The organism is uncultured Nitrospira sp. (genome assembly GCA_902500695.1).
In the GTDB taxonomy this organism is placed as follows: Bacteria; Nitrospirota; Nitrospiria; order Nitrospirales; family UBA8639; genus Nitrospira_E.
Genome location: CABVRQ010000027.1, coordinates 1 through 7231, shown reverse-complemented (window position 1 = coordinate 7231; position 7231 = coordinate 1). Strand labels below are relative to the sequence as shown.

At 53.3% G+C, this 7231-nt stretch carries 6 protein-coding genes; 3 read left to right on the top strand and 3 right to left on the bottom strand.

The features are described 5' to 3' along the window. Positions 1–180 precede the first annotated feature (180 nt). Positions 181–813, top strand: coding sequence for a DUF3365 domain-containing protein (locus AAH187_RS08855; protein WP_342348089.1), 633 nt, complete (start codon positions 181–183; stop codon positions 811–813). 101 nt (positions 814–914) lie between these two features. Here the strand turns inward: AAH187_RS08855 and AAH187_RS08850 are convergent, their stop codons facing one another. The 3 genes from AAH187_RS08850 to AAH187_RS08840 all read right to left on the bottom strand — a co-directional run bounded on the left by AAH187_RS08850 (position 915) and on the right by AAH187_RS08840 (position 4343). Beyond that, positions 915–1724 carry an ABC transporter permease gene (locus tag AAH187_RS08850; RefSeq protein WP_342348088.1) on the bottom strand — a complete coding sequence of 270 codons (810 nt, stop codon included), beginning with the start codon at positions 1722–1724 and terminating at the stop codon, positions 915–917. A 2-nt stretch (positions 1725–1726) separates the two neighbouring features. Continuing rightward, on the bottom strand, positions 1727–2653 hold the full coding sequence (locus AAH187_RS08845) for an ABC transporter permease (protein ID WP_342348087.1): 927 nt from the start codon (positions 2651–2653) through the stop codon (positions 1727–1729). Positions 2654–2717: 64 nt separating this feature from the next. Next, the gene (locus AAH187_RS08840) at positions 2718–4343 is read right to left on the bottom strand and encodes an ABC transporter substrate-binding protein (protein WP_342348086.1); all 1626 of its coding nucleotides are present in this window, start codon (positions 4341–4343) and stop codon (positions 2718–2720) included. A 185-nt stretch (positions 4344–4528) separates the two neighbouring features. Between AAH187_RS08840 and AAH187_RS08835 the strand changes: the two genes are divergently transcribed. Both AAH187_RS08835 and purU read left to right on the top strand, forming a co-directional pair. Beyond that, entirely contained in the window at positions 4529–5899 is a 1371-nt protein-coding gene (locus AAH187_RS08835; RefSeq protein ID WP_342348085.1) for a hypothetical protein, read from the top strand. Positions 5900–6062: 163 nt separating this feature from the next. Continuing rightward, positions 6063–6920 carry a formyltetrahydrofolate deformylase gene (gene purU, locus AAH187_RS08830; protein ID WP_342348084.1) on the top strand — a complete coding sequence of 286 codons (858 nt, stop codon included), beginning with the start codon at positions 6063–6065 and terminating at the stop codon, positions 6918–6920. The last annotated feature ends 311 nt before the right edge of the window (positions 6921–7231 follow it).

Sequence of the window (7231 nt, the reverse complement as noted above, 5' to 3'; positions counted from 1 at the left end):
ATTAGACGTCAGATTCCCTAACGGGCTGTCATGTTTGCCGCGAGTGGCCATCCGGCAAATGGGGAAATTGATGACCGATAGTCCAAGAATAGGAGAAGTCTCCTGAGGTAGCCCGCTCGAAGCAAAGTAACAGGATGTTGATTCATTTACTGAAATGATGCCGGACGAAAGGAGGCGACCATGCGTATACGGATGTTGTTCTTAGGAATCCTGCTTGGGTCAATGGTGCTCACAGGTAGTTGGGAGGTAGCTCAGGCTACCGGCGAAGATGAATCGGAAGCGCGGATGGCACCGGGCACTGAAGTGAAATTCTCTCCAGAGGTTGTGGCCGGGTATATCCATGCAGTGATTGCTGCAGACAGAGCGCTCTATACGACTCATGTGGTGGATCGCATGCAGGAGAATCGGATCGTGATGGCCGCAGAGGCCTGGAAGCAACGGAAGGCGCTTCCGCTCCCGGCGCAGATGCTCTTGATGGGTGGCAAAGTGGCCGAAATGGGCGGGTCCGGCCTGCGGTATCGTCTGGCCAGCCTGTGGCCTATTTATGAGGAGAATGGGCCGAGCACCGTTTTTGAAGAGGCCGGATTAAAAGTCGTGGCCGAGGATCCTGATGAGGTCTATAGTGGAATTATCAAGAGAGGCGATCAACGGTTTTTTAAAGCCATCTTTGCGGATCGGGCTGTTTCGAAAGCCTGTGTAGAGTGCCACAACGGGCATTTATTGAGTTCCAAGCATGACTTCAAGTTGGGTGATGTCATGGGCGGCATCATCATCTCGTTTCCGCTCCCTTCAGAAAAAATGGAAACGCCCTAACGATTAAGGACCGTTCCTCCAATATAAAATCCGAAATCAAGACGGTGGCTGTGGCTGTTGAACCCGCAGCCACCGTCTGTCTGCCTGATGTTCGACCTGCCTCATGATTTTCTTCGTGAGCTTTGTTCTTTCACATCCAACCGGTCTCTCAGCCAATCACCCAACATGTTTGCCGCGAGGACGACCGCCATGAGGGTCAAGCCGGGAAAGACGACCAGGTGGGGAGCTACCAACATGTAGCGGGTCCCGTCGCGGATCATGCTTCCCCATGACGCGGCAGGCGGTTGAACCCCCAGCCCCAAAAAGGAGAGGCCGGCTTCGGCAATGATGGCGCCGGCGACGCCAAAACTGGCTTCGACAATGAGCGGGGCCATGATTAACGGCAGAAGGTGTCGGAGAATAATACGCCAAGGCGGCGCGCCGATGGCTTGGGCGGCCAGGACGTGATCGGCGTGTTTGAGGGCCAGGACCTGTCCCCTCGCCAGTCGGGCATATCCCACCCATCCCACGATTCCCAAAGCCAGAATCACATTGCCGATTCCCGGTCCCAAGGCCCCGGCGAGGGCGATGGCAAGCAGTAACCCCGGGAAGGCGAGCATGATGTCCACCATTCGCACAAAGCCCGCATCGACCCATCCGCTGAGATACGCACTGGAGACGCCGAGAAGGCCTCCAAGACTGACCCCAAGGGCGACTACGCACAGCGAGACAAAAAATGACGTTTGTGCGCCGCTGATCAGGCGGTCGGCAACCGGTCGGCCTAATTCATCATGTCCCAACCAATGTGCCAGGCTTGGCGGGGAAAGGATATTGGTGAGATCAATCGCATTGGGGGTTAAAGAAAATGCGGGATTGAGAATGGCCAGAAAGGCCCATGCGGTGATAATGGAGAGTGGGAGCCAAAGACGCATGGTTAATCAGTCGTGAATTGGATACGGGGGTCCAGCCATGCATAGAGCAAATCCGTGAGCAGATTCACCACAATATAAGTCACGCTGATACAGAGCACCGCTGCTTGGACGACCGGATAGTCGCGCTGTTGAATGGCTTCAATCATCAGCAGGCCTAATCCCGGCCAGGCAAACACGGTTTCAGTGATCACGGCTCCACCAAGCAAGCCTCCGAGCTGAAGACCCAGGAGTGTCAAGATGGGTAAGAGGGCATTGGGAAGTGCATGGTGCAAGACCGCCCGGGTTGAGGAGAGGCCTTTGGCGCGAGCGGTCCGCATGAAGTCCTCCCCCAATACCTCAAGAACACTGCTCCGGATCATTCTGGCCAGGATGGCCGCCATTGCCGTTCCGAGTGTCAGGGCAGGCAGCACGACGGAGTTCCAGCCTTCCTGCCCACTCACGGGAAACCAGCCAAGCCAGAGTGCCCCGACTAAAATGAGTAAAGGGCCCATCCAGAAATTGGGAATCGACATGCCGAACAACGCAAACCCCATGGCGCCATAATCCAGAGGAGTGTGTTGGCGGACGGCCGCGACGAGGCCAAGGGGAAGCGCCAGGCCGATGGCCACAATTAGGGAGACGAGACTTAAATAGAGGGTGGCAGGAATGCGTTCAATGAGCAGATCCACAATCGCCCGACCCGAAAACAGCGATGTGCCCAAATCCAGATGCAGGAGTCCCTTGAAGTAGATCCACCACTGTTGATGGAGAGGAAGGTCCAGACCTAGGGCATGGCGTAAGCTTTCCTTGTCTGTCGGTTGAGCCGATTCACCCAGCATCACTTCGACGGGGTCACCTGGAATAAGATGAATCAAGAGAAACACCAGGCAAATCACTCCCAGGATGGCGAGCATCGCGCTCAAGATTCTGGTCACCAGGAAATGAGTCATGACGAGATTGGGAAAGACGGTAATTGAAAAAATGGAGCTTTCACCACCTGGTCATGTGACTGTGTCATGGGTAGAGCCGTGCGAGGTGTTTGGGGGGAACTGAGGGAGATCCCAACCACCGGACCTGATTGAGTCCGTCAAAATTGCCATCAGCGCTCAATTGATATCCGGTGAAGGTCGTGGACGCCAGGGCATAATGGTCTTCAAACCAGAGAGGCACATAGGGGAGGGTGTCCAAGAGACGGGCTTGAAGGGTGCGATAGAGCCTTTGCTGTTCCTGTTTGTTCAGGGTCTGTTCGGCTTGGGTCATGAGACGATCCGCCAGGGCATCGGCATAGTGACCACGGTTCGCACCGACAGGAGGGATGCCGTCACTATGAAAGGCATACCGAAAAATATCCGGAGATTTCACGCCAACCCAGGCCAGGCTATACATTTGGAATCGGCCGGACTTGATATCACCGTAAAATGTGCCCCAATCGTGGCTTTGGATCGAGACATCAATACCCACCTGGTCGAGTTGGTATTGAATGATCGTCGCCAAGCGCAATCGAAAGGGGTCAGTAGAGGTTTTATACGTGATGGTGGGCCGATGGTCATGATCAAATCCGGCTTCTTTCAATAAGCGTTTCGCCTCCGCTGGATCGTATGTGTATCCCGGTAAGGAGGCATGTCCAGCCCAATGCTCCGGCGGAAAGAGCGCTTGCGCGAGTCTGGCTCGTCCTCTCAATACGAATTGAATGATCTGCTCGCGATCAATGGCATGGGCAATGGCCTTCCGCACTAATTCTTGGCCGACCACAGGATCTAACTGATTGAATCCCAGGTAGGCAAAGTTTGCCCCCTGACGCTGTTGCAAGGTGATGCCCTCGTGGGCAGACAAATAGGTGACGAGTTCAGGGGGGAGATCATTCTGAAGCAGATGAATCTCATTGGCCAGAAGTTTGAGTGTCCGAACGGTCGGATCGGGAATTCTGACAAACTCAACACGTTGGCCATCGGCTCGTCGCTCGATGACAAGCCGGGTGTCGTCGGGCCGTTCCAGAAATTGAAAGGGCCCGCTTCCCACGGGATGGTCATGGAATGGATGCCCATTGGCAATTAGGTTTGCCGGGAGAATGCCGATAACTAAGTAGCCAGGAAATAAGGCATCGGGCTGCTTCAAGAAGAAATCAACGGTATTCTCGGTCGGCGTGTCGATCCGGGTAATAATTTGCAAGATGCCCCGATGAGGAGAAGCCGTGGCAGGGTTCAGAATAGAGGCATAGGTGGCTTTGACATCGTAGGCGGAGAGTGGTGCGCCATTGTGGAAGAGCGGCCTTGGTTCTTGTAGGTCGAAACGATAATGGGTGGGAGAGAGTTCACGCCATGTGGCCAGAGCCGGAACCGGAATCGTGCCCTCGCCGAAGTCCACTAAGCGCGAATACATGAGCCGATTGAGTCGAGCCGAAGTGGCATCAGTGGCATAACGCGGATCTAAATTCGTGGGAGCATTGGCCAATCCAAACCGAAGGGTGTAATCGGGAAGCGATTCGGAACAGCCAACAAGTGAGAAGCAACTAAAAACTATCAGCCAGATTCCCCAGTTCAATTGGAAGACGTGACGCCGTCGAATGAAAACCATGATATGGGAACGCAAGTTGGTACGAATATGACTGAGGGACCGATATTCGTGAGAAGAATTCGTCATGTACCCTCGGTGAACAGTCGTGTGGGCGAGTTTGGAGAATAACGTGTGGACTCATGCATGGCGATGTTGTCCTAATTTTACAGAGATTATCCCTTTTGTAAAAGGGCGAATCTTGATGAATCGAAGAACCGCAGGTTCGCCATGTTCCCTTGTTCAAGATATAGACTAATCAAAGGAGATGACGAATGAGTTCGGCTGCCACGATGACATCTAATGGAAGTGCGAAGACCCAACCTCTCAACGCTCGTAACTTAACGGCTCCGACGACGATTCAAGAAACCGGTTTGCCGGAGGAATTACTCCTACAGCTCCTGGTGAGAACCCTCTACACCCAAGGGGAACTTACCGAGCGATCAGCCGGGGAGATTATGAAATTGCCGTATGGGGTCATGAAGGAGCTGTTCACCCTCATTCAACGGGAGAAGCTCTGCGAGGTCAAGGGACATGGGGAGTCGCTTGGGGTGTTACTCCGGTATGTGTTGACGGAAGCGGGTCGTCAACGAGCCACGGCTTTTATGGATCTGTGCCGGTATGTGGGACCTGCTCCCGTTCCCCTCAATCAGTATATTGACATGATCAAAAGTCAGCCCGTCAATAGTTTAACCATTGACCGACGAACCGTGACAGCGGCTACGGAACATCTGGTCTTGACTCCTGGTACCGTCGATCAACTCGGGGAAGCGGTGAATTCCGGCTGGGCCATCTTTTTATATGGGCCTCCTGGAAACGGGAAAACGGTTCTGGCCGAAGCCATTGGGAAGATGTTGGAAGCGGTAGGCGGGGGAGAAGTGTATATCCCCTATGCCATGGAGGTGGATGGACAAATCATCCAAGTGTTCGATCCGATTACCCACGTCAGAGTCGAGGCACCACAAGAAGCGGCCAGATCCCTCATTGAAGCCAAAGTGGAAAAAGATACGCGCTGGGTGCTCTGTAAACGTCCGATCGAGTTTGCCGGCGGTGAGTTGACGATGGCTACGCTCGATCTCTCTTTTAATGCTTCCGCGAAATATTACAAAGCGCCCCCTCATATTAAAGCCAATGGCGGAGTGTTTCTCATTGACGACTTCGGGCGACAATTGGTCCGTCCGCGAGATTTGTTAAACCGATGGATTGTGCCGTTGGAAAAGCGGGTGGATTACCTGACCTTGCATACGGGGAAGGTCTTTCAAATCCCGTTTGATACCATTGTCTTGTTTGCCACCAATCTGGAACCGGCCAAGCTGGCCGATGAAGCGTTCCTTCGCCGGATCAGAAATAAAATCTACATTGCCGACCCGACCCCGGAACGGTTTACACAGATCTTTGAAGAAGTCTGCAGGAAGAAAGGGGTGCCGTATGATCCGGAGGCTGTCCAGTATTTATTGGATGGTGTGTATGTCAAGTATCAATTGAATATGCGGAGTTGTCATCCACGGGATTTGATCGAGCAGATTGTCAGTATTGCCAAATTTAATGGAGTCCCGCCGACCCTCTCCAAGACATTTATCGATCGAGCCTGCCATACCTATTTCTTTGTGGAGGCCGCTGAATACGATCAAAACACGAGTCAGTAACGTTTACCCTGCCGGTGCCTTCCGTTATGATTGCCCAACTTTCCAGGGAGGGAATGTTGGGTAATCGTTTTTTCTCTTCTCCACCATTCACGATTGCTGTGTGATTTTGCTGCATCACCTCTATGTCGCGGATGTCTCTGTATAAAACCGTGAAGGAGTCCCTATGTCCAATGCAACAGCCATCTTATTGATTACCTGCAAAGACCACAAAGGCCTTGTCGCGAGGGTGGCAGGGTTTATCCATGAGTTTGGCGGAAACATTCTGGATTCCGATCACCATACGGATCGTGAAACCGGAGATTTTCTCATGCGGACGGTGTTTGATTTGGCGGGATTTCAGATTCTTCAAGAAGAGATAGCCCACGCGTTCGCTCCCATCGCCAAAATTTTCAACATGAATGTTCAAGTCTTTTTTTCGGACCGGAGGCCACGAATTGGTATTCTGGTCTCTCAATATGATCATTGTCTGGTCGATGTGTTGCAACGACACCGGCGAGGGGAGCTGGCGATCGAGATCCCGGTGGTGGTCTCCAATCACCAGACCGCCGAATGGTGGGCCGACCTCTTTCATATTCCCTTTCGATACCTCCCTGTCACGCCCCAAACAAAGGGGCAGCAGGAACAAGAGGTTCTAGCAGCCTTTCGGGAGCAACAGGTGGATTTGGTGGTAATGGCCCGCTACATGCAAATTGTGAGTGAGAGCTTTTTGCAGGAAATCGGGTGCCCGGTCATGAACATCCATCATTCCTTCCTGCCGGCATTTGTCGGGGCCAAGCCCTATCATCAAGCGTATGACCGTGGCGTCAAAATTATCGGAGCAACCGCGCATTATGCCACACCCGAATTGGATGAAGGCCCCATCATCGAGCAGGATGTGGTCCGTGTCGGCCACCGGGATACCGTGCAGGACCTCATTCGCAAAGGCCGTGATCTTGAAGTGCTGGTCCTGGCCAGAGCGATCCGACTGCATGTTGAGCATCGGGTGTTGGTCTACGGCCGCAAAACCGTCGTGTTCGATTAGGGGGAGTGTTGAAAAAGGTTGCCAGCGGCGTTCTCGCCGTCTGGCCGCCTTTGGGCGCACAAACTTGACGGTCTTCGCGTCGTGCGCGCTCACGTACTCATCCGTACGCTCAGCCCGTCCAAGCGGCTGCGGCCTTCCCTTCGGCATGACTCAGGGCAGGACTGGACGAGCCTTTTTGAACATTCCCTCAATTTCCTCTGCTAAGCCTTTGTCACACATAGGCCGATGAAAAGCCCAAATATTTGAAATATTTAATAGTCTCCGAATCTCATTCTTTCGGTATCCACCACATATGTCTTCCTGGCTGGTGT

Bases quoted from the DNA above. Each gene is read 5' to 3' on its own strand.
- AAH187_RS08855 (WP_342348089.1), top strand. From the start codon at position 181: ATGCGTATACGGATGTTGTTCTTAGGAATCCTGCTTGGGTCAATGGTG.
- AAH187_RS08850 (WP_342348088.1), bottom strand. From the start codon at position 1,724: ATGCGTCTTTGGCTCCCACTCTCCATTATCACCGCATGGGCCTTTCTG.
- AAH187_RS08845 (WP_342348087.1), bottom strand. From the start codon at position 2,653: ATGACTCATTTCCTGGTGACCAGAATCTTGAGCGCGATGCTCGCCATC.
- AAH187_RS08840 (WP_342348086.1), bottom strand. From the start codon at position 4,343: ATGACGAATTCTTCTCACGAATATCGGTCCCTCAGTCATATTCGTACC.
- AAH187_RS08835 (WP_342348085.1), top strand. From the start codon at position 4,529: ATGAGTTCGGCTGCCACGATGACATCTAATGGAAGTGCGAAGACCCAA.
- purU (WP_342348084.1), top strand. From the start codon at position 6,063: ATGTCCAATGCAACAGCCATCTTATTGATTACCTGCAAAGACCACAAA.